This is a genomic window from Bartonella sp. AP57NXGY (genome assembly GCF_042195805.1).
In the GTDB taxonomy this organism is placed as follows: domain Bacteria; phylum Pseudomonadota; class Alphaproteobacteria; order Rhizobiales; family Rhizobiaceae; genus Bartonella.
The window spans coordinates 53,731-74,503 of record NZ_JBHIOZ010000001.1; the positions used below are offsets into that span (position 1 = coordinate 53,731).

18 protein-coding genes and 1 tRNA gene are annotated in these 20,773 nt (G+C 34.7%); 8 read left to right on the top strand and 11 right to left on the bottom strand.

Translation table 11 applies throughout. The features are described 5' to 3' along the window. Positions 1–72: 72 nt before the first annotated feature. The gene (locus tag ACFIL8_RS00235) at positions 73–1,125 is read right to left on the bottom strand and encodes a DUF475 domain-containing protein (protein ID WP_375668335.1); all 1,053 of its coding nucleotides are present in this window, start codon (positions 1,123–1,125) and stop codon (positions 73–75) included. Between the two features lie 358 nt (positions 1,126–1,483). On the opposite strand from ACFIL8_RS00235, the gene ACFIL8_RS00240 reads away from it, so the two are divergent. Together ACFIL8_RS00240 and ACFIL8_RS00245 are read left to right on the top strand one after the other, a co-directional pair. Then, positions 1,484–2,023, top strand: a complete 540-nt coding sequence (locus ACFIL8_RS00240) for a helix-turn-helix domain-containing protein (RefSeq protein WP_375628802.1) — start codon at positions 1,484–1,486, stop codon at positions 2,021–2,023. A 389-nt stretch (positions 2,024–2,412) separates the two neighbouring features. Next, on the top strand, positions 2,413–2,592 hold the full coding sequence (locus ACFIL8_RS00245; protein WP_142416545.1) for a DUF1508 domain-containing protein: 180 nt from the start codon (positions 2,413–2,415) through the stop codon (positions 2,590–2,592). 530 nt (positions 2,593–3,122) lie between these two features. Here the strand turns inward: ACFIL8_RS00245 and ACFIL8_RS00250 are convergent. The 4 genes from ACFIL8_RS00250 to ACFIL8_RS00265 form a co-directional block, all read right to left on the bottom strand. Further along, entirely contained in the window at positions 3,123–3,293 is a 171-nt protein-coding gene (locus ACFIL8_RS00250) for a hypothetical protein (protein ID WP_375613355.1), read from the bottom strand. A gap of 52 nt (positions 3,294–3,345) precedes the next feature. Beyond that, on the bottom strand, positions 3,346–3,657 hold the full coding sequence (locus tag ACFIL8_RS00255) for a hypothetical protein (protein ID WP_375613354.1): 312 nt from the start codon (positions 3,655–3,657) through the stop codon (positions 3,346–3,348). A gap of 306 nt (positions 3,658–3,963) precedes the next feature. Beyond that, on the bottom strand, positions 3,964–4,212 hold the full coding sequence (locus ACFIL8_RS00260; protein ID WP_375613353.1) for a hypothetical protein: 249 nt from the start codon (positions 4,210–4,212) through the stop codon (positions 3,964–3,966). Between the two features lie 21 nt (positions 4,213–4,233). Next, positions 4,234–4,359: a hypothetical protein gene (locus tag ACFIL8_RS00265; RefSeq protein ID WP_375613352.1), complete on the bottom strand. Its 126-nt coding sequence runs from the start codon at positions 4,357–4,359 to the stop codon at positions 4,234–4,236. 610 nt (positions 4,360–4,969) lie between these two features. Between ACFIL8_RS00265 and ACFIL8_RS00270 the strand changes: the two genes are divergently transcribed. Further along, complete coding sequence (locus ACFIL8_RS00270) at positions 4,970–5,284, top strand: helix-turn-helix domain-containing protein (RefSeq protein ID WP_007347852.1); 315 nt, start codon at positions 4,970–4,972, stop codon at positions 5,282–5,284. Here the strand turns inward: ACFIL8_RS00270 and ACFIL8_RS00275 are convergent. Together ACFIL8_RS00275 and ACFIL8_RS00280 are read right to left on the bottom strand one after the other, a co-directional pair. Beyond that, positions 5,208–5,390, bottom strand: coding sequence for a hypothetical protein (locus ACFIL8_RS00275; RefSeq protein WP_375611974.1), 183 nt, complete (start codon positions 5,388–5,390; stop codon positions 5,208–5,210). The two genes, ACFIL8_RS00270 and ACFIL8_RS00275, sit on opposite strands and share 77 nt — an antisense overlap. A 1,697-nt stretch (positions 5,391–7,087) precedes the next feature. Next, positions 7,088–7,164: transfer RNA gene (locus ACFIL8_RS00280), tRNA-Ile, on the bottom strand. Positions 7,165–7,334: 170 nt separating this feature from the next. On the opposite strand from ACFIL8_RS00280, the gene ACFIL8_RS00285 reads away from it, so the two are divergent. After that, entirely contained in the window at positions 7,335–8,078 is a 744-nt protein-coding gene (locus ACFIL8_RS00285; RefSeq protein WP_375638343.1) for an SIMPL domain-containing protein, read from the top strand. A 29-nt stretch (positions 8,079–8,107) separates the two neighbouring features. On the opposite strand, the gene ACFIL8_RS00290 is transcribed toward ACFIL8_RS00285, so the two are convergent. From ACFIL8_RS00290 to dnaG, 3 genes are all read right to left on the bottom strand, one after another. Further along, complete coding sequence (locus tag ACFIL8_RS00290; protein WP_375628795.1) at positions 8,108–8,569, bottom strand: YcgN family cysteine cluster protein; 462 nt, start codon at positions 8,567–8,569, stop codon at positions 8,108–8,110. 610 nt (positions 8,570–9,179) lie between these two features. After that, complete coding sequence (gene rpoD, locus ACFIL8_RS00295; protein ID WP_375613401.1) at positions 9,180–11,195, bottom strand: RNA polymerase sigma factor RpoD; 2,016 nt, start codon at positions 11,193–11,195, stop codon at positions 9,180–9,182. A gap of 390 nt (positions 11,196–11,585) precedes the next feature. After that, entirely contained in the window at positions 11,586–13,523 is a 1,938-nt protein-coding gene (dnaG, locus tag ACFIL8_RS00300) for a DNA primase (protein WP_375613349.1), read from the bottom strand. Positions 13,524–13,657: 134 nt separating this feature from the next. Here dnaG and ACFIL8_RS00305 point away from each other — a divergent pair, with 134 nt between their 5' ends. The 4 genes from ACFIL8_RS00305 (at position 13,658) to ubiC (ending at position 19,399) form a co-directional block, all read left to right on the top strand. Next, a complete protein-coding gene (locus ACFIL8_RS00305) occupies positions 13,658–14,875 on the top strand; it encodes a mechanosensitive ion channel family protein (protein ID WP_375638344.1) in 1,218 nt (405 codons plus the stop codon). 69 nt (positions 14,876–14,944) lie between these two features. Then, a complete protein-coding gene (locus ACFIL8_RS00310) occupies positions 14,945–16,636 on the top strand; it encodes a Na/Pi cotransporter family protein (protein WP_375613347.1) in 1,692 nt (563 codons plus the stop codon). A gap of 855 nt (positions 16,637–17,491) precedes the next feature. Beyond that, positions 17,492–17,743 carry a GlsB/YeaQ/YmgE family stress response membrane protein gene (locus tag ACFIL8_RS00315; protein WP_375611967.1) on the top strand — a complete coding sequence of 84 codons (252 nt, stop codon included), beginning with the start codon at positions 17,492–17,494 and terminating at the stop codon, positions 17,741–17,743. Between the two features lie 1,149 nt (positions 17,744–18,892). After that, positions 18,893–19,399 (top strand): chorismate lyase, encoded by a 507-nt coding sequence (ubiC, locus tag ACFIL8_RS00320; protein WP_375611966.1) that lies wholly within the window; start codon positions 18,893–18,895, stop codon positions 19,397–19,399. Between the two features lie 678 nt (positions 19,400–20,077). On the opposite strand, the gene ACFIL8_RS00325 is transcribed toward ubiC, so the two are convergent. After that, the gene (locus ACFIL8_RS00325) at positions 20,078–20,575 is read right to left on the bottom strand and encodes a GatB/YqeY domain-containing protein (RefSeq protein WP_375611965.1); all 498 of its coding nucleotides are present in this window, start codon (positions 20,573–20,575) and stop codon (positions 20,078–20,080) included. Positions 20,576–20,773 lie beyond the last annotated feature (198 nt).

Genomic DNA, 20,773 nt, shown 5'->3' on the forward strand with positions numbered 1-20,773 from the left:
TTTTGCATAAAAGACCTCTTTCTATTCAAAGATATGCGATAAACAAAAGTGTGAAAAAGGAAGAAATCTCCATTACTTAGATACAACATGTTCATCTAATTGACGATGCTTAAAACGAATCGAAGAATATAATGCCATTCCAATAATACAGACTCCCACAAGTCCTGTTAAAACTTCAGGAACCGATATAATCGTTTGCAGATACATAATCACTGCAAGAACTAGAATTGCATAAAAAGCACCATGCTCTAAATAACGATAATGCAATAATGTTCCTGATTCAACCAACATAATTGTCATAGAACGAACGTAAAATGCTCCGATACCAAGACCTATCGCAATAATAAAAAGGTTGTGTGAAAAGGCAAAAGCACCAACCACGCCATCGAAAGAAAAACTAGCATCAAGAACTTCTAAGTAAAGAAACGCCCCTACTCCCCCGTGAGCTACTGTTGTTAAAGTCTTTTGAGGAGTATCCAAGAGATGACCGACAACTTCAACACCGATAAAGGTCAAAAGTCCATAAAGTGCTGCTAATAAAAAAGTTATTTTATTTTCTGCGTCAATCTGAGTTGAAACAAATAAGATCAAAATCAAAACAATTGCAATATCAATTCCAACAAGCGCCCCAAACTTTTGAGCAGATCTCTCTATAACATTAAGCCAATGCACTTCTTTTTCAGAATCAAAAAAATATTTTAAGCCAACCATCATAAGGAAAGTTCCTCCAAAAGCAGCAATCCCCATATGCGCATCGGTTAAAACTTCAGCATATCGATGTGGTTCCCATATCGCTAATTTGACTGCCGCAATTGGATTAATCCCAACAGCAACGACAACCACCAATAATGGAAAAACAATTCTCATCCCAAATACAGCTATCAAAATACCCCATATAAGAAAACGACGACGCCACAATGGACTCATTCTACTAAGAACACGCGCATTGATAATAGAATTATCAAAAGATAAAGAAATTTCCAAAATTCCTAAAACAAAGCAAATAAAAAAATATTTAAGAAAACCAGTAATACTTTCCGTTTCAAACCAACCAATAACCCCTCCTAAAAAGACACCAATAATCGTGAAAAAAAAAGCAAACCCAAAATAGCGTAATAGGGACATGATCATTCCTCAAAGTTTATTTTCTACTTCATCTAAGCACACCCAGTACCAATCCAAAGTTTGCATCTCTTTAAAGTTGCATCTATTAATGCAGAGGTGTATAGAATATATATGGTAAAGTTACATGAAAATTCTCTCAAAAAAAGCAAGAGACAAATGTAGCAACAAGGAATTTTGTTTTGAAGTGAATATCAATTGTCAATACAATAAGTGCAAGATTGCTTTCTATCTACACAAATAAAAAAATAACAAGAAATTAAAGCTATAATATTGACATTATATCATAGAATATTAATACATAGTGTGCTTTTATTATTTAATGATTTATACCATGATGATTTACCGAGGGAGATAATTCGTGGCACGTCCTGAAACTGAATCAAAAACCATATTTGGAAAACGTTTACGTTATGTACGTCTTGCTTTAGGCGATCCATCGCGTGAAACCTTAGCTAAAAGTTTTAGCATGACAAAAAATTCCATTGCTTTTTATGAGCGTGGAGAGAGAGAACCCAATCTTAGTGTCTTACAAACATACCGCACGTTATATGGTGTCAATATTAATTGGCTTTTAACTGGACAAGGAAAAATGTTTGACACCGAATATACAAAAGGTGATTTTGACTGGAATTATTTTATTAAAAAAATCGAGGGACTGGAAGAAACACTTGCCGATAGTGATCGTAACGAAAAACTAAATCAAGAAAAAATCGACAGTTCTTATGAAAAATTGCAGCAATATTTGTCAAGACAAGGTTTATCAAATGGTTTTAACTCTAAAACTACAACCTCTCTTATCGATATGAAAGCTAAAATGGCCAATTCTTATACCCTTAGCTTATTCATTGATTTACTCATTCGAAGCGTATCCCAAAAAGAGGTTATAGCTAATCAATAAACGTCTATTTCAAAAGAAAAAGCAAGAAATGATTAAACACCAGTATGGAAAGAAGTATTTTTTTACTTTATCCGTGCTGGTGAAGTTTTATATAATTTATAAACTTTATTTCTGTAACGACAGAAAAATATTTGCGTTGTAAATGAAAGTATAGTGTCTTTAAATTAAAAAAAATAATTTTATAGTATAAAATTCTCATTCATATCTTATTGACAATAAATTTTTTCTTGTTAAAAGAATAATAGCTCTCATAGAAATTATTTTTTAAGGTCAGAAAATTTAAGGGGAATATATTGACGACTTCCTAGAGAGACATACATTAATGTTTACAAGCGGATTAGTTAAATATTTATCCTGAAAATTATCAGCTATTTTATGAGGTGGGAAGCATGTATTTTGAGGTGTTTCAAGGAGTTCACAATCAATGGTACTGGCGTTTAATCTCAGGAGATGCACAAAAAATTGCTTTTTCTAGTAAAGGTTATCCAACAAAACAAGATATCCTAATCAATATTGAGCAAATAAAAGAAATTACACATAAGGCTCTTATTAGAGAACTACAGTCCTAACGTTCTTTAACATTAAAACAAGCGTTTATTTTGTATAATGGTATGGTAGTTACTTTTGTGATAAATGAAAAGTGATTGATTTGCCCTCAATGAGAGGAAGTTTTTGTATTATTTCTGACACTCACAAAGAACATTCATATTCTTACAGATTATATGTTTATTTTCAATCATACTCAAATCTCTATAGCCTTTATCAAAAAGAAAATCTCTTAAGTGTTGTATTTTTCATAAAAAATAAACGCACATGAAGAGAAGATAAATCATCAATGAGAAATATATTTACTCTAAAAGATATTAATATCTTTTACGTTCATATTCCTCTTCTGTATCTGATAATCATAACTGACTTACCCATTTCATCTTCATAAAAAGCAAATATCTCTTTCTTTCTATTATCATGCAATTTTTTATACCTATTAGCTGAAACTATCGTAGCATTTATACCTTACATCTAAAAAGAACGTGCAAAACTGTTTCCAGCAATAATATAAAATTGCTGGATTGTATAGACGCGCTTTTTAATAACTAGCCTACCTATAAACTGGTTTATCATCATAAACTCTTATTTTATGATCAACGACGCTCTGTCTTATAACCTTAAATGTTGTCATAAAATCAGAGTAAACTTGAATATTCTCTTCCAATACAATCTCTCCATCAGCACCATAATTGGCTTCATTAAAGTTTATCTCTCTCGTCATTCCAATCTTCCTAACACATTTCCAAACCCTTTAATGCAAAATATGAATACAATCACTCTTTATCATCTTCAGATTTAAGCATTTTTTTATATTTCTTTTCATTTTTTTCATATTGCTTAATTTGTTTTTTCAGTTTTTCAATTGCTTGGTCGCGTCTTTTAATCACCATACTTTGCTCTCTAATAGCCCTATCTCGTTCTTCAGTCATCTTCATAGAATCTCTTAAAAACTCATGCTTTATTCTTCTAGATTCCTCTTTTAAAATTTTCACTTGACTGCGATAATATAAAGAAAATCGAAATATAACCCCGCTGCACAACAAAACAACAATCATTGCTCCCAATAAAATTTCGTTTACACTCATTTGGATCTCCCTTAATTGTCGCTCAAGTGATGATCTTGACCAATTTGTTTCATCCTCAATCAAAAAAAGAATGCAATAAATTGCATGTTCCAAGTGTGAACAATCACTCTCGGCGTTCTTATTTTCTCCATTAAAGCATTGATAAATGACGCAAACAAATCTCTGAAAGCGGCTAAATCTACACTCACACCAATTATTTGCGACACATTTATTGACACAAAATACAAAAAATAAGGAACGTCAAATAAAACTAACGACGCAATCCAATCATACAAGCCTTGCCCAAATCGTTCCTATCTTCCTTTTTTACGCCATGTGGAATGCGGCTATATATGAAAGTTTTTCATTATTACAAAAATCTTCAGTGTCACAAAGCACAGCATTTCTGTAAAATTTTGCCTTCCCACAAATCTTTACATCACCACAAACTAAAGCATCATTATAAACTCGAGCCTTTCTAAAATCACGAGTATCACCACAAAATTCAATACATTGAGCATTCAAAACTTGATCAAAAAAGACCGCATTAGCATAAACATATGCATCTCCACTCATATTCAAATAACGATAAAGTTCTTATTTTTCATAAACATGCGAACTCTTACGAACGACTAAACAACCATATGTTAATGCATTGTTATCAATAACAATATCATTATAAACACAGACTTCATTATAAACCGCAGCATCATAAAAACACATTCATCCCCATAAGGGCATTGATCGAATGTACAATTCTACCAAACAACCACCTTTGTGGATCAGATTACCTTCCTGTTTAATAAAATATCCAAGATCACTTTTTTGATATTTCCCATTTTTTTACGCATATATACGATATACCATCTGATAGTGATCTAATTTATTACAATAAAGAAGAAATCAGTATTCTTTGTCTATGCAATTTACATTTTTTCTACAGCCATTATCCTATCTCTTAAGGCTCTAAAGCTTCGTTATATTCACACACTACCCCAACATCAGAATTTTTTTTACAAATTCTGATGTTGGGGTATATCTTGATTTATAATGCTGCTACGTATACTATCATAGTGAAATCTCATAAACATACGAGTGTGTATCGCCCTTTCTGGTATACACATTTACTTTTTCACAACCGTGGAACTAAGCAACCATTTTTATTGATTCGAATCTGAAAGTGTATGGGGACATTTTGTTATTAGTTAAAAACAACTCTATATGCTTCCTTAGCGAAGAGCTACACATGGATATTTTCACGCTCCTTGTATCATATATTCTGGATTCGCAACGCAATATTAACGCTATAGCGTAAATATGTAAAGGTCTAAAAATGACAAAGACTGAAAAAGATTGGTTCCAACGCTTAGTTGAATTGATAAAAAGTGACGGACGAACAATGATTGAAATAAGCAGAGCTGCAGGCTGTGGACAAAATTACGTCCAACAAATGATAAATGGAGGCAAGAGGCCTTCTGTAGATAAACTCATGGCTATTTTGAATACACTGGGAAATGCTAGTGCCATATATGTAATAACTGGTTTCAACATCTCCGATGAAGACTTAAAACTCATAACTTTGATTTCGTCTGGAGATAAAAAGAAGATTGAAGCCTTAAATGTTCTGTTGAATGAGCAGAATCTGTAGCATTTTCTACTTTATCCAATATCGCTTGCTTTTGAGACGTCGATAAAGACTCCCATTTCACAATAATATCAGATAAAGTTGTTTCAAATTTTTTATCATTCTTCATAGTCATACTCCATGTAGTCACACTATATAACGCTAAAGCGTTTAAAATATATCTCATACCTTAGAAAAAAATATTTGCAATAGGCAGTATGGAAGCAATTGTGTACAAACTTATTTTACAAAATCAGATGAAGTTCTATTAGTCATGTACCATGGTGAAACAGAAAGCATCACACGATCCAGACCTTCTTATGAAAATTGGTATAATCTATCAAAAACGCGAATAATGTTACGCAGATCTTGCGATTCGGACCAATAAAAACTAATGTGAAAATATCCCTGAAGACACTCCTGAACTCTATATAAGAGAACACGAAAAAGCTTTTTTGAAAAAAATACATCACAATTTATTCTACATAGCACCATCTATGTTTTTTTAACAATATTGCAAAGCGAGAATATAACAATGTTATAGGAATAAATTCTTATAAACAGAGCCACACTACCTAAAACTCTGTAACACATTTACAGGTAACCTCCCCTCTAAACGCACCTTGTAAATACTAATATAAGTCTCTATCATAAGCAAAAATGATACTATCAAAAAAATAAAACGAATCACCACGCACAATCTTTGTACGTAAATTTTATACAGATTTACAACAAGAGAGAAATTCCCTTATGCAAATGAAGAATTATATTTTAAAAGTATGGCTTTGAAGAAGAAGTATACTTTTCCAAAAAAACACCCTCCCTGCCAATAATTTTTCATAAGAGAAAAAACTCATAATAAAGATAAAACTCTCTATACGATCAATACGAGAAAAATGTTAGCAATACAAAAAAGTGCTAGGGTTACCGCAATATTGCCAATTCCTTATCAGAGTAAAATCAAAAAAGACATCTGCTCTTCAATAATAATTCGGATCACATGAAAACTCTATAATTTAAACATTAAGCAAAAAATACACAAAAACAGAAAATGGCATTTTAACAAATTTTCCAATATCATAGAAAACATTTCTTACAGAGTAATAAAATGCTTATTACAATAGAATCTGGATGATGCAAAGCGATAGAAACAATCACTCAATTGACTTTTCAAAGAACAATTAATAAAATTCTTTTCAAAAAACACGCCACCGTCACTATGAACAATATTTCTCAAGATATTAAATAGAATTCCTTTCTTGGGAAAAAGAAAATAACAACAAATGTTATCATCGTTGCCCCATGATACATATGAATGCCCATAGATCACATTCTCTTATACACTAACCTTTCATCACAATGATGCTATTCGAACGTCTAAAAGACATTAACATCACTTAGAAAAAAGCAAATTTACACTAAATGTTTTTTGAGCCATTTGTTCTGAACAAGTACAATCTTTAAAATTGGTTTTATTGAGGTCTGTTTATTTGCAGAACAAGTATAAATAAACTTATCCAATGAAGCTTTTAGCCTTCTATTTTATGAAGAACACTATATAGAAAAAGTACAAAACAGTATATGAATTAAGAAAGTAAATAGCGACCCATATCAGTTAATCCAAATGCTAAAAGGTTGCAAATGAGAGAACTTCTTTGATGAGACTAAGAAAACATACCATCATATTAAAGCAACTGAGAGAAAAAACTGCAACAAACAACGACCAAAAGCTTCTAAAACAAACAGGAAAATAAATAAAAAACGAAAAAGGTAGAATCTCAAAACTTTTATATAAGCGATCCATTTTTCTATTGTACATTTCCCTATTGGTGGGCCCGGAGGGACTCGAACCCCCAACCAAGCGGTTATGAGCCGCTGGCTCTAACCAATTGAGCTACAGGCCCTAAATAGGTTGTTTCTCTCTAAACTAAAATGCCCTATGATACAAGAGCTGACAAAGATTATAACCCATCTTTTTCTCTTTTCTATTGGTTTTTTTTTCAGTGCTCTAATTTCTTTACAAAAACTCTTAAAAATGAGAGAATAATTAACTGACAAATATAAAGGTATAGATATGATAGAAAAGAAAATTCAACCACTGAAGAGTTCTCTGGTTAAAACAGTTATATTAGCATTTACACTCTTAGCCACATCGTTGACTGTACGTGCTTATGCTGAAGAAAATAAAATGAAAAATGCAACGATTACAGTGACAGCAATCGGAGAAAGTCAAGCAGCACCGGATATGGCCATTATTAATCTAGCCGTTGTTACCTATGACAAAACTGCCCAAAAGGCATTAGCTTCCAATAATCAATCCATCAATGATATTATAAACGCTTTTAAAAACAATGGCATCCAAGCAAATGATTTGCAAACATCAGGCTTATCCATTTATCAGTCGATCTCTGATAAACACCACGAAAAAAAGAATAATGAAAAACTCTATCATGTTTCAAATTCTTTAACCGTGCGCATTCGTGATCTTACCAATGCTGGTAAAATCTTTGATCAAGCGATGACACTAGGTGTTAATTCAGTTAACGGCATTACTTTTACCAACGCAGATACAAAACCATTTTATCAAGAAGCACGTAAAAAAGCCATTACTGAAGCCATTGAAAAAGCGCAAACGATAGCGCAAGCAGCCGATTTAAAATTAGGAAAAATTATTGAAATCAATGAAAAGGATGATTACTATCACCCAACACCACGTCTCATGAGTAGAGCAGCAGATGTAAGCTATGCAAATACAAATTTTGCAGGTGGTGAATTAAATTATAACGTGAGCGTCACTGTAGTCTTTGCGATCGATTAAGTCACAAACAAGTTGTATAAAAAATCATATTACTGGCCTTCACGTAGAAGACCAGTAATGTGATAAAGATAATCTTCCTCAGATAATAATTCGTCTTCGTAAATCTCTATTTGTCCGCGTGCAGAAATATGCGCTGTATGTACCGTCTGACAATCCCCCGATACCAATGGATGCCACCAATGAAGATCTTTTCCCTCATAAATTAATCTATAAGCACAACTTTCTGGGAGCCAACGCGCTGTTTTAACTGTCGTAATGTCTAGCGATATACAATCTGGTACAATTGATTTACGATGAGCATAATCTCGACACCTGCAGGTTTCCCCATCTAAAAGACGACAAGCAATACTGGTTGCATAAAGGTCACCCGTATCATCGTCCTCAACTTTATGGAGACAACAACAGCCACAGCCATCACAAAGGCTCTCCCACTCAGAAATGGAAATCTCTTCTAATTTTTTTACTTTCCAAAAGGGAAGTTCTCCACTCATAAACTCAGACACACCTTTTTTAATTAAGACGATCTATAAAAAATGAAACGTTTAATTTCTATAATTTTATCTATTTCTGTCTCTTAAAAAGATTCAACTCAATGTATACTTTAAACCATGTTCTTAAAAGCTATCTGAATAAAAAGAGAATATTCAAAAATAGCGCATATAAATGAACATAACCTATTGAAACATCTCTTTGTAAACTTAACGAAGAATAAAATGCGTCACCTAAAATGATAGAAAAATTCCGCAAAGAACATACATTTTTCATCAAAAAGTCCGTATGTTGCAATATAAGTTTACTCCTAACAGATCTCATTTCTTAAAAACGAGCCGCGCTATACGCAAGGTAATGTTTTTATCGTTCATTTCTTGAAAGCCCCCTACTCTCTACTCCATAACCACCCTTTGCCCTATATCTATTCTTTTGAGACAGAGAAGTATAAAGCCCCAAAGCTAAGAAAAACATTAAACATCGAAAACTTTCTAGATTGTTCAAATTCTTCCTATGTTTTTCTCAAAAAAGTATCCAAGTACAACATGAAGCACCTCCCCCCTTCATTAGGAAGAAAGAGGGAGTTATTAAAATGCACACGAATTCTTTTATTTAAGAATCGAGAAAACTGCGCAATTTTCGTGAACGGCTAGGATGTTTTAATTTACGAAGTGCCTTTGCTTCAATCTGACGAATACGCTCTCTTGTAACTGAGAACTGCTGTCCCACTTCTTCCAATGTGTGATCGGTATTCATCCCTATTCCAAAACGCATCCGCAAAACACGTTCTTCTCGTGGTGTTAATGAAGCAAGAACGCGTGTTGTCGTATCTCGCAGATTAGCTTGGATAGCTGCATCAATTGGTAATAACGCATTCCTATCCTCAATAAAATCACCCAAATGGGAATCATCTTCATCACCAACAGGCGTTTCGAGAGAAATAGGTTCTTTTGCAATTTTAAGAACTTTTCGTACTTTTTCTAACGGCATAGAAAGCTTGCTAGATAATTCTTCTGGTGTTGGTTCTCGTCCAATTTCATGGAGAATCTGACGCGAGGTACGAACGATTTTATTAATTGTTTCAATCATATGAACAGGAATACGAATTGTACGTGCCTGATCAGCAATTGAACGTGTAATAGCTTGACGAATCCACCATGTTGCATAAGTTGAAAATTTGTAGCCGCGCCGATATTCAAACTTATCCACAGCCTTCATCAAACCGATATTGCCCTCTTGAATAAGATCAAGAAACTGCAAACCGCGATTGGTGTATTTTTTTGCAATTGAAATGACAAGACGCAAATTAGATTCTACCATCTCTTTTTTCGCAATTGTTGATTCGCGTTCACCTTTCTGCACCTGCATAACAATCCGACGAAATTCACCAATCGAAATAGCCGTTTCTTGCGCAAGATTTTGTATTTCACTTCGCAGTTTTTGGATTTCTTTTGCTTCACGCACCGAAAACTCTTTCCAACCAGGTGTAGGCAAAGCAGAAATATAATTCATCCAATCCGCGTCCAATTCACGCCCTTGGTATTCTTTTAAAAAGTCCTCATGGCCAATGCCATAGCTATTGGCAATCCGTTTCAGCTTACCTTCATTATGAATCAATCTCTTATTAATGTCATAAAGCTGTTCAACCAAAGCTTCGATACGATTTTGGTTTAAAGAAAGGGATTTTACTGCTTGAATCAACTCACCCTTTAATTGAATATATTTCTTCTTCTGAGAAGATGTAAGAGCCCCCTCTTTACGCTCTGCCAAACTGCTTTCAACATGCTGATCTTGTAATTTTCGTAATTTCACATAGGTTTGAGCAATAAAATCCAATGTTTCCATAACTTGAGGACAAAGTTCATTTTCCATTGCAGCAAGCGATAAGTTAACATCGTCCTCATCCTCTTCATCATCGTCTTCAATGTTTCTCTCTCCTGCGCTCTCCCCCATATTACGTATACCAGAAGACATTTTTTCTTCTACGGTCTTATCAACTTCACTTCGCTCAATAACAGGAGCCTGCTTTGCTTCTGGACCAGCATAAGTCGTTTCAAGATCAATAATTTCACGAAGAAGAATACGCTGCTCTTTTAACTCGTCACGCCAGATAATAAGAGCCTGAAAAGTCAAAGGACTCTCACAAAGTCCCGCAATCATTGTCTCACGCCCTGCTTCAATACGCTTAGCAATGGCAATTTCGCCTTCCCGCGAAAGAAGCTCAACAGCTCCCATCTCACGCAAATACATACGCACCGGATCATCCGTACGATCTGTTACTTCGCGTTTATTCGTTGTCGTTGCAATTGCGTGGCTAGAGGCTTCTACTAAATCACCCCCCTCTACCGTAACTTCTTCTTCATAATTTTCAGACTCAACTTCATCCTCATCATCCACAACATTAACCCCCATCTCAGAGAACATCGCCAAGATATCTTCAATTTGTTCGGATGTAACCTCGTCAGAAGGAAGAACAGCATTGAGTTCATCCATTGTTACGTAACCATTTTTTTTGGCAAGTTTAATCATTTTCTTGATGGCATCATCAGAAAAATCAAGAAGAGGACTATCCAAACTCGCTTGGTTTGTTACTTCTGCATTATCTTTCTGTTTAACCTTTGTTGCCATACCATAACTCCACTCGATCACTTCACAGTTTCCATGTAACCATAGTTTCCATGTGACCAGTTTTTTTGTTCTCACTAAAATCTACCAATAGTTACTCATATATACTTCCTGTTAAGAGATTACCATTGGAAAGAATACATTTTGTATACGCCCTGACATCCAGACAAACTTGACATCCAGACAAAAACGCGGGAAAACTCCAGAAGTTTCCCCGACACCTCTCAGCCCTTCTGAGATAATCTCTGCACCCTATCGTAAGAACCAATTTCCCGCTTTTCCTAAAATTTACCCGCTTTTCCTAAAATTTAATTGTCATCTTTATAAAAATGTCACTCCACATAAACTTCCTCATCTAAAATTTAAGTGACTGATTCGCATTAAAAAAGCGAATCATTTTATCGTATCTTGTGTATTCCCGTCTATTTTTTCATCCAACCAACTTCCAAATCCTTCAATTAACGCTTCTGTTGCCTGCATCTGCTCCAGCTCATTTTTTACCTCACGAAGCAGATCAAAAACCTCACTCTTAGGATTTTCTACAAGTTGCTCTTCAATATCCTGTAACCTCTTATGTAGGTGGTGTTCTTGAAGATGCAAGTAGACAGCTTGTTTTAATATAGCACGCGCATCTTCTATAGGGGCTCCACCAGGAATAATACGCATACCAATATTTTGCACAAGATGTTTCATACGCTCTAACAGAGCCTTTTGCCCTCTTTTTTCTAAGAACGCAACCATCGTCTCTTTATCATGAAGCTGTTGGTCCCCAAGAATTTCCAACATAGCTTGATGAAAAATTATCAATTGAGTATTTTTTAATTCTAACTCAGAAAGAATTTCAAAATTTTCATACCACAACTCAGGATAGTAAGCTAAAGTAAGTAAAATCACTGCTTCACGCAAAGGGATAGATTGCGAAGAATTTCGTACTATTTCAGAATTTGCTAACAGAGAAAAGGTTTGATCTTTAAAGGTCCTATTTGGTGAAGATTGACCATATCGCCCTTCCCCCCTTTTTTTCGAAAAAGAGGGACGAAAAAAATCAAAAAGGCGTTTTTTTACATCTTGCAAATAATAACGACGGACATCTTCATCCTTAATCGTAAAAATTTGTTGTTTTAGTTGTTTTTCTAGCGCTGCTCGTGCCTCTGGAATTTCAAAATGCTTTCCATAGGTAGCACGCCACCATAAAAGCTCACTCAAAGGAATAGCTTTTTGCAAAAAAGAAGAAAAAAGCTGTGCTCCACCAGCACAAACAATTTCATCAGGATCTTTCCCTTGTGGCAACAAAACAAAGCGTACACAAACCCCAGCCTTTAAAAGAGGCAACACACGATCAGCAACACGAAAAGCAGCTTTTAAACCAGCATCATCACCATCAAAACACAAAATAGGCTCCTTCCCCATCTGCCATAAAAGCTCAATTTGCGCTTCCGTTAATGCTGTCCCTAAGGGCGCTACAACTCCTTCAAAACCAGCTTTAGTCAATGCAATGACATCCATATACCCCTCAACAACAAGAAGTGAATGAATTTTTTCATCGCCAACAAAGCGACTATTTTTGCGAGCTGCTGCCGCGTTATAAAGTATATTTCCTTTATGAAACAGCACTGTTTCAGGGCTATTGAGATATTTTGCTCGTGTCTCTTTCTCTAATGCACGCCCTCCGAAAGCCACCACACGTCCGCGCAAATCTTCGATAGGAAACATAATGCGATTTCTAAATCGGTCATAAGAATCTGCGCTCTCCTCATGCACTGAGAGAAGCCCACATTCTTCCATTTGCTTTATTGAAATGCCCCGTGCACTCAAAGCTTCTTTCAAAGCTGTACGCCTTACCGGTGCAAAACCAATGCGGAAACGCTCTACAAGCTCTGGTGTAACACCACGTGCATCCAGATAACGACGTGCTTGCGTACCTTCTTTATCGCGTAAATTATATTGAAAAAAATCTGTAGCAATTTTCATCACATCATAAAGGTCAGCTTTTTCCAGTTGACGTTTATGACTTTGTGAATCCAAAATAGGGAGTTTTATTCCCGCAAAATCAGCCAAACGCTCTACACTTTCTGAAAAGTGCAATCCATCAAGCTCACACAAAAAGGTAAAAATATCTCCACTTACACCACAACCAAAACAATAATAGCGCCCTTTATGATCATCACAATGAAAACTTGGCGTTTTTTCACCATGAAATGGACAACAACACCAAAAGTCTCCCCGTGAAGGCTTACTTTTTCGAGGATCAAAATCCACCCGTTGCCCAATCACTGTTGAAATTGGGAGTCTCGTACGCAATTCATTAAGGAAATCGGGCGGAAAACGCATTATCTCTCACAGAGTTTGAAAATTCTTTTTTGCATATTTAACGACTTTAGAGCATAATTCCAATACTTCCTCTTAAGCAGTTGTAAAATTTTAAACCCTCAACTGCATATATTTTTAGAAATGGAGAATAAAAAGTGATCGAATTTATTGCTCAATATCCGTGGTTAGAGGCTATTTCTTGGCTTGTTATTCTTACTATAGCTGCCCTTTTAGTGAACTTTCTAGGACGAAAATTACTTATTCACGGAGCAAAAAAACTCTCTTCTTTTCTCCCCAAAAATACAACGATCGATATTAATAATGCTATTCAATACATAGCGGATATCATTTCAGCTTTTATTCTTTCAATTGGTGTTAATTTTATCTCAACATTGCCCGATGCATTTAGCACTGTCATCAGTAATGTTGCCAACGCCTTCATTATCTTCTTTGTCGTCCTGACAATTTCTTCCTGTCTCAATGTCATTAACATCCTTTACGAACAACGACCAACAGCACGACTAAAACCAATAAAAGGTTATATTCAAATTGCTAAAATTGCACTTTTTGCTGTTGCAACAATTTTAATGGTCGCTACATTGATTGACCGTTCCCCTCTTATTCTCTTCTCCGGTCTTGGTGCAATGGCCGCGGTTCTCATGTTAATTTTTCAAGATACGCTTCTTTCTCTCGTTGCCGGTATTCAAATTTCATCCACTGATATGGTTCGTGTTGGGGATTGGATTGAAATCCCCAATCTCGGTGCCGATGGTGATGTTATTGAAATTGCCTTGCATACTGTTAAAGTTCAAAATTTCGACAACACCATCACCTCAGTTCCTATCCGTAAACTTGTGACCGACCCTTTTAAAAATTGGCGTGGAATGCAAGAATCGGGTGGCAGACGCATCAAACGCTCCCTTTTTATTGATCAATCAAGTATCCATTTTCTCACAAAAGAAGAACAAAAATATCTTTCCCGATTTAATTTATTAGAAAGTTATTTCACGCAAAAAGTAGAAGAAATCGAACAATGGAACGCTCAATTAGATAAAAATCATGATGTCTTAGCCAATACGCGCCGTTTAACCAACATTGGAACTTTTCGTGCTTATGTTTTTGCTTATCTACAACAGCATCTAAACATCAACCCTAATATGACCCTCATGGCACGGCAATTACCTCCTACAGAAAATGGTTTACCCTTAGAAATCTATTGCTTTACGAACACCACCGTTTGGATCGACTATGAACAAATTCAAGGCGATATCTTTGATCACCTTTATTCCATTCTGCCCTGTTTCGGTCTAAAGGTTTTTCAAAATCCAAGCGGTTATGATTTTAATCAAGTATTAAAAGCAAAAGTGAAATAAAAACAATAAACTTCAATTTATTAATTTGAGGCAACCACATTCACAACAACAAAGAAAGAATAAAGTATCATGAATGGTTCATTGGTACTCCTTCATCTTGCCGGCGCTATTTCTTTACTTCTCTGGGCCACACGCATGGTGCGCACAGGAGTTGAACGCGCCTATGGTGACAGACTTAAATATAAAATGTGCCACGTCGTTTCAAAACCATTGTTTGCCGTAAGTTTTGGGCTTTTTACAGCAATGATTTTACAAAGCTCTACAGCAATAACACTCCTCGTTGGCTCTTTCGTTGAATCTGGTTTTGTCTCTGGAGTAGCAGGACTTATGGCTGTACGTGGAGGAGAATTAGGATCAGCAATCGTTGTAAAAATTCTCACCTATGACCTCACTCTTGTTGTACCCTTGTGTCTTTTAATTGGCACTTGTATCTTCATGACAACAGAAAAACGTGAATGGCGTCAAATAGGACGTATTGTCATCGGTATTGGTCTTTTGATTTTATCTTTAGAGATGATAAGTACCGCGACAGAACCTTTACGTGAAAGCGAAATTTTGCCTAGCATCATTCGTTATCTTTCAACCGATCCTATTTCCACTTTTTTGTTGGCTGCTGGCTTAACCTACCTCTTACATTCATCCATTGCAGGAATCATTTTGCTGGTCAATTTTGCCAACTACGATCTTATCCATACGCAACTCTGTGTTGTCATGGTTCTTGGTGTCAACTTTGGCTCTTCTCTTATAGCACCACTTTTAACGCGCAACGCCTCTCCTAATACCCGCCTCGTTCCCTTAGGAAATTTACTCATGCGTGGGGCAGGGTCAATCCTTATACTTATCTTATTTCTCTCCTTTCACCCTCCCATCACATGGCTTGGCAATAACGCCCCTACTCAAGTAATCAACGCCCATATCATTTTTAATGTTTTCATTCTCCTTGCTGGAATACCGCTTTCAAAATGGGTTTTAAAATTAACCACTCAGATCGTGAATATAAGTGCAAAAAAAATGCAAGCCGACAAAACGCTCAATTTATCCGATCAAACAGCTCTTGATGACAGTGTTCTTGATCGCCCAACTCTCGCCCTCTCGAATGTCATGCGTGAAGTCATTCATATTTGTGATCTTGTAGACATCATGCTAGAAAAAATTATGGGACTTTATGAAAAGCCTGATCCCAATATTATTCGTGAACTCAACCAACTCAACACCATATTGGACAAAAAACATATCGCCATCAAACTTTATCTTGCACGATTAGCGGGACAAAAATTATCTGACGAAGAAGCTCTTCAAACGCAAGAACTTCTAGGTGCCTGTATAAAATTAGACCAAGCAGGCGATATCATTATTCATAATATGTTGATGCTGGTTAAAAAGAAACAACAAAAAGGTTTACAGTTCAGCAGCGAGGGCTGGAGTGACCTCCTTCGTTTCCACGCCATTGTACTAGCCAACGCGCATATAGCATTTAACGTTCTCGTCTCACGTGATACACACACTGCACACCTATTGGTACAAAAAAAAGATCAACTACGAAACTTAGAAAAAGAGATGAGTTTAAAACATTTTAAACGTCTGCGTGAAGGGGATCTCAAAAATGTAGAATCATCCAGTCTTCATCTCGACACTGTGCGCGACCTCAAACAAATCAACTCTCTTTTGACCTCAATGATCTACCCCATTTTAGAAGAACAGGGACTTCTTCAAAGTTCTCGTCTACGCAACCCTGCTGAAGAACAAACAGAAAAAACTTAAACCTTTCAAATAACTTGAATAAAACACACATCACATCGATTATTCAATTTTGAATATGGTCAAGATATTGATTTAATCAAAATATCTTATTATTCGACAATTTAAATGAGCTTTCTGCATCGTAAGTTTCTTTCATTTAAAATCTATACATGATGAATTGCTCAAAGTCATCTGCTTGCACATTACAAACAAAGCAGCATGTAGAATAGAACTCTTGAAGAAAGACGTAAAAATGCCTAACCATCTCAAAGCCAAGACTGTTAAACACATAAAGAGTAGGTCAAGAGTATGATAGTTCCAACCTAAACCCGCCTTGTAAAAAGGGAACCGCTTCACAGTAGCAGCGAAACAGAAATACTCTATAAGAAATACAAAACCCCACAAAAATGCAACATTTATATCAAGATTGGTAGAGGTTCAACCTATACAGCCATGCTATAACGTATCAACGAAACAGTTTTCATTTCAAACATCATTGATATCAATTGGCAAGCTCCAAACTTTTAAATATCCATTTTACTTATTGCTTTAATCACAATTGTTTTTTAATGTAAGAGAGAGATTTAAAAAGCTTATAAATACACTTTATGAGTTCTTAGAACATTTCTACTAATATTTTCTTCTTTTATTCATATTTATCAATTAATTAATTTATTTATAAATTAAAATATGTTGTATATTTATACTTATTAAGTATTATTATGATATAAATGTGAATATTATTTTTATATAAAGGAAAGTAATAAGTAAAATATCTAAAAGAAATATCCTTTCCACTGGTTAAAAAAGGAATAAACCTTGATTTTTACAAAGTTTACTCTAGTTACAATTTAAATTCAGGCAAAGGAGGGTATCATGGAAAATGCAAACATCGGTTGGATTGCTGCTATTATTATCGGCGGGATTGCAGGTTGGGCAGCACAGTATATTATGAAAAGCCAAACAGGAATATTGTTAAATATTATCTTAGGAATTATTGGCGCTGCGCTAGCAAGCTTTCTTTTTAGTCTTTTAGGTGTAAGTTTTGCTGGTTGGCTTGGCTATCTTATTTCAGGTTTTATAGGAGCCTGTATTCTTATATGGATAGGACAAAAAATTCGATCATAGAGTATTTATTTTTTACACCTTTTGGAATTCAATACAAAACTAGGAAACAACGAGCAGAGTTTGAAATATTTTCTTGTAACTTGGTGTTACCAATTTTGATATGATGGTGAGATGCTTAAGCTGCGATTTTAGGCATACACCATCACCGTATTATAAAACGAAATGCAGTAAAGAACTTTATAACGCACCATTTCATACCTATATAAACTTACGCATATCAGGAGAGATATGTTGCGTTATTTTAACGAAATACGAACTGATTTATGTACCACGTGCGCAAATCCAGCATATCTCACTGTAATAACAATTCATAAGGTTACAAAAATCACTAACGATGATTAAAAATTCTACCGTATAATGCTTAACACCTATACACTCTATCAACAATACCCTTTTTACCGAAAAACTCGAAGCGCTTTTTTACATTCTTAAGAAATAAAGAGAGACGGCAAGAATAAAATGATAAATATTTTTTCTAATCTATGAAATAAAATAGTATCTAAAATAAATATGAAAATTAAATTATAATGTGTTTTTTTAAATTTATTTTTAATAATAAAAATATATAAGTAAAAATTAATAATATTAATGCAAATTTATTATAAAATTAATACACATTATGTGATGTAATATTTCAAAATTTTAATAATATAATATATTTTGCAAAAATATATGCATTACTATAAACTTCTTGATTATAAAGAATACGATCTCCTTTACATCTCAATTCAAAAGATTTGAATATCTCTTCTCTTTCTAAAGTATAAAATAAAGTTTTGTTCCTCTTAAAATTTCCTCTTTATATCATCTTGCATAGATGAATTTTTAGCTCTTCTTTATATGCGTTACAAACGAATTTTAAAGCACGAAACATTTTTCCCATTGCTCTCATGCGATAAAGAAATTTCCGTAATGCATTGTGAAAGCGCCTTGAACAAAACATAATACTTTATTTTGCTTTTTTAAATGAAAATAATCCTATAATATATACTTCCTGCATATCTTCTTTTAAAGACCTTTGCTTTCGATTTTCCCTTTGATATCTTCCTGTTAAAATCTTGCTGCTTTTATACTCCTTGTATTACAATAGAGCTATCTATTTAACCCAACATAACATATGGAATAAGACTTTAGCTGTGGAGTAAAACGATGTCTGATCTTGAAGATTCCATCTTACCACCTCTAAAGTGGTTCTCTGATCAAAATCCTCCAATACCAGAAAATGTTCGCGATTGGCTCATGGAATCGGGCTCAATGACGCTTCGATTAAAGAAATATTGTACCTGCCTCCAAGTTCAACCACAACGCGAATGTTTTATTACGCGAGATAAATTAACAGAAGAAGCAGAGCATCTCCCCGAAAATGCGCGTTATTGGCTACGCGAAGTCATATTAATGGGAGATAATAAACCTTGGCTCCTTGGACGCACTGTAATTCCACAAGAAACCCTCCTACACAATCAAGCCTTGATGCATTTGGGAACTGTACCTCTAGGACATTATTTATTTAACAATGACAAATTAACCCGCGATTACATTCATATTGGTCAACAAGGTGCGCTATGGGCACGCCGTTCCCGTTTGCGGTTAACGGGTAAGCCATTGTTGCTAACTGAACTATTTTTAACAGATTCACCACTGTATCCCCACAAATAGAGGTTACTCATTTTATTCTGCATAACTTATAGATTTCATATAGCTTATAAGGGATTTAATCAGAGAAAAGAATTTCAAAATTATCTCAAGAACACATTAAAAACAAAGATTTCTTTTCAAAATATCCTTTTATTTCATCAACTCAGCTTAAAAAATCTCTTCCCTAGAAAAAACGTTCTAAAATTCTGATTTTCTTATCATTAAAACCAGCACTTGAATTAAAAAGATACACACCATATTGATAAAACCATCTATATTTAAATTTCTTGCTGAATAATCACTACTCTAAAATACGGTAACTCTTTATCAAACAAATGCTTTGAAACAGCAAAAAAGACAATAATACACTCCCCAAAATTGGAAATCTGTATCAATTAGCTTAATCATTCTGTTTTAAAATTTTTAACAGTGCTGACAATAGATCTTTTTAAAAAAGTAAAAACTCTATAATCTTTTTGTTTTTTAATGGTCTAACAGCTTTGAAGAACAGAAAAATATAATACTTAAAAGAATGTTTATTGCTCTATAAGAGCCAAAAAAATTTCGTTGATATCAAAAAAATATTTTTTTGATAATAGTATGTATATAAAAAATAAATGATATTTATTAACATCCTACTGACTTACAAAGGCGACGCACAATAAAAAATATTTTCCAATCCCCTTGAATTAACAAGATCTATTGCAATTTTTGACGAAGACTATTGCACACTTTAGAAAAATTCATTTGCCCCGCATACCGTTCCTTAAGCCATGCCATCACCTTACCGATATCGCGTAATTTTTCTGCCTTTGTTTGTGCCAAAGCTTCACAAAGAACCTGTTCTACTTCCATCTCCTTAAGTTGATAGGGAAGAAATTCACGAATAACTTCTATTTCTGCTTGTCCTCTCTCTGCCAATTCCAAGCAACCAGACTCTTTATAGGCTCGCATCAATTCTTCACGCTGTTGAAGCATTTTAGTGAAAACAGACTGTATCTGCTGATCATCCACTTCTAGCTTCCCTTCATCATAATAAAGAATATCACGATCCCTAACTGCAGCATTCATTAAACGAAGTGTAGCAAGACGCGCACTATCTTGCGCTTTCAAAGCAGCCCTAAGAGCCCCATCAATCTGGTTACGCAACATAAATTTATCCAATTTTTGTTCAAGAAGAAGATGCCTTTTAACCAATCTTTATCCATCTTGCAATGGAGAATAAAAAAATAATTAAGGACTCGATCTTCGAAAAGCTAAAACAAGACTTTACCTCTTCATGGAATGTACTTATACTGCCTATTTCAAGCGAAACGTTACCAGAATAATATACACAGCATCTGCTAAAGGTATGATTTTTGTGTAAAGTTGATCATTATACCTTTCAGAGAATAA